Here is a 2,676-nt window from a genome sequence, read left to right on the forward strand (position 1 = left end):
GCATCGGCACGTCTGAGGTCGAGCATGTTCTCGCCACCCAGACCCTGATCCAGGTCAAGGCCAAGAACATGCGTGTCACGGTCGACGGCGCGCTCGGTGATGGGGTGAGCGCCAAGGACATTGTGCTTGCGATCATTGGCGAGATTGGCGCCGCGGGAGGCACCGGGCATGTCATCGAATATGCGGGCGAAGCGATCCGCGCGCTGTCGATGGAAGGGCGGATGACCGTCTGCAACATGACGATCGAGGCAGGCGCCCGCGCCGGCATGATTGCGCCCGATGCCAAGACCTTCGCTTATCTGAAAGGGAGGCCGAAGGCGCCGAAGAATGCTGCCTGGGACGCCGCGATGCGCTATTGGGAGAGCTTGCACTCCGACGCGGGAGCCGTATTCGACAAAGAGATCCATCTTGATGCTGGCCAATTGCCGCCGCTTGTCACCTGGGGCACGAGCCCGCAGGATGTCGCCGCGATCACAGGGACCGTGCCGCGTCTGGAAGCGGTTTTGAGCGAGACCAAAAAGGCCTCCATCGCCCGTGCCTTAAATTACATGGGTTTAACGGGCGGCGAAAAAATCACCGACATTTCCATCGACCGGGTTTTTATTGGCTCCTGCACGAATGGCCGCATCGAAGACCTGCGTGCTGCCGCAAAAATGGTCGCCGGCAAGCACGTCGCGGGGTCCGTCAACGCCATGGTCGTGCCGGGTTCGGGCCTGGTCAAGCAACAGGCGGAAGCCGAGGGCCTCGACGCGATATTCTTGGCCGCCGGCTTCGAATGGCGCGAGCCCGGCTGCTCGATGTGCCTCGCGATGAATCCGGACAAGCTTTTGCCCGGCGAGCGCTGCGCCTCGACCTCGAACCGCAATTTTGAGGGCCGGCAAGGTTTTCGGGGCCGCACCCATCTTGTCTCGCCCGCGATGGCGGCCGCCGCCGCGATTGCCGGGCATTTTGTTGATATTAGGGAGTGGCATTGAGGTATTCGCTCAACAGGTGGGCGAGCGAACGACGGGTTTTTGGCGCAGTCCCGGACGCCGCTTTTGAACTTTCTGAATGCTCAACAGGCTTATCTTAGTGAGCATTATGCGAGTGTTGGCGCTTTACGTGCGACAGCACACGGCAGACGATGTAATTTCTCCGTCCATACCCTGTCCCGCAGATGTCATATGTCTAACGATGACCCTTACGCAGATCGCCGACGGCTGACCTTCGAGCAGGCGGAAGGAGTCGAGCCGCTGCCGACGCAACTTCGGCCTAAAGAGTTGTACCAGGAACTTAGGGCACTCGGTAGTGTGCGAAGAGTTCTGCAAATGCTGAGAAGCTGAAGCGGTCGTGGTAAGTCCGGTGGTTGTCAAGATCACCGCTCGGAAAGGAGCTTGGACCACCATGACCGTGACGAAGATTAGGTCGAACGCATCGGCCGTCGATGAACTATTGAGGGAAGACAAGGAGTTCCTGAGGCCTCTGATTGCGGCGACGGTGCAGGAGGTTCTGGAAGCGGAGATGACCGAAGCGCTCGGGGCGGAGAAGGGGGAGCGCAGCGAAGCAAGGCTCGGGTACCGCTCCGGCTACTCCTCGCGGTTTCTGATTACGCGGATCGGCAAGCTGGAGCTCAGGGTGCCACAAGATCGCCAGGGGCGGTTCTCGACGGAACTGTTCGAACGGTATCAGCGCTCGGAGAAGGCGCTGGTTGCGGCGCTGGCGGAGATGTATGTGCAGGGCGTCTCGACCCGGAAGGTCAAGCAGATCACCGAGGAGCTGGTGGGCCATTCGTTCCCGGCCTCCTCGATCAGCCAGATCAACAAGACGCTGGATGCCGGGCTCAAGGCGTTCTGCGAACGCCGGCTGAAGGAGCCTCACCCCTATCTCATTCTCGATGCGCGCTATGAGAAGGTGCGCGAAGCCGGCATCATCACGAGCCAAGCAGTTTTGATTGCGATCGGCGTCGATTGGGAGGGCCGGCGCCAAGTGCTCGCTGTCGGCCTTGCCAGCAAAGAGAGCGCTTCGAGCTGGAAGGACTTCCTTCACGCGCTGAAGGATCGTGGCCTCAAAGGCGTGGAGTTCGTCGTCTCGGACGATCATCCGGGCCTCAAGAAGGCGGTCGCCGAGGTTCTATCGGGAACGTTTTGGCAGCGCTGCTACGTGCACTTCTTAAGGAACGCGCTCGACTATGTTCCGCGCAAGGCCGGCGACGACTGCCTTTTGGAGCTGCGCTGGATCTACGACCGGCGCGACCTCAGCGAGGTGCGGCGCGATCTTGCCGTCTGGCTCGCCAAATGGAGCGGCAAATATCCCAAGCTCACCAGTTGGGTCGAGGACAACATCGAGGAGACTCTGACTTACTTCCGCCTGGCGCTCACGCACAGAAAGCACATGAAGTCGACCAACATGCTCGAGCGCCTCAACGAGGAGATTCGCCGACGCACCTATGTCGTGCGGATATTCCCCAACGCCGAGAGCTGTCTTCGTCTGGTCCGCGCGCTCTGCGTCGAGACCCACGAAGCCTGGCTCGAAGCCCACATCTATCTCAACATGCAACTCTTGAAGGAGCACAAGAAGGAGGCGCTGCGTCAGGCCGCCTGACGATGCTCAGGCCCACCAAGGGGATGCGCCACCCCTCTCCGCCGCCGTCTCTCGCCACACTAGAGCGTGATCACTTTTAGCTGAATCGGTTGGGGG

At 60.7% G+C, this 2,676-nt stretch carries 2 protein-coding genes; both read left to right on the forward strand.

Features of this window, described 5'->3' with window-relative positions:
* Window positions 1–974: 3-isopropylmalate dehydratase large subunit (locus ACREC7_RS16290; protein WP_431556736.1), on the forward strand; the 974-nt coding region annotated here is incomplete at its 5' end.
* Between the two features lie 409 nt (window positions 975–1,383).
* A complete protein-coding gene (locus ACREC7_RS16295) occupies window positions 1,384–2,580 on the forward strand; it encodes an IS256 family transposase (RefSeq protein WP_431556737.1) in 1,197 nt (398 codons plus the stop codon).
* Window positions 2,581–2,676 lie beyond the last annotated feature (96 nt).

The sequence above is a fragment of the Methyloceanibacter sp. genome (genome assembly GCF_050728395.1).
In the GTDB taxonomy this organism is placed as follows: domain Bacteria; phylum Pseudomonadota; class Alphaproteobacteria; order Rhizobiales; family Methyloligellaceae; genus Methyloceanibacter.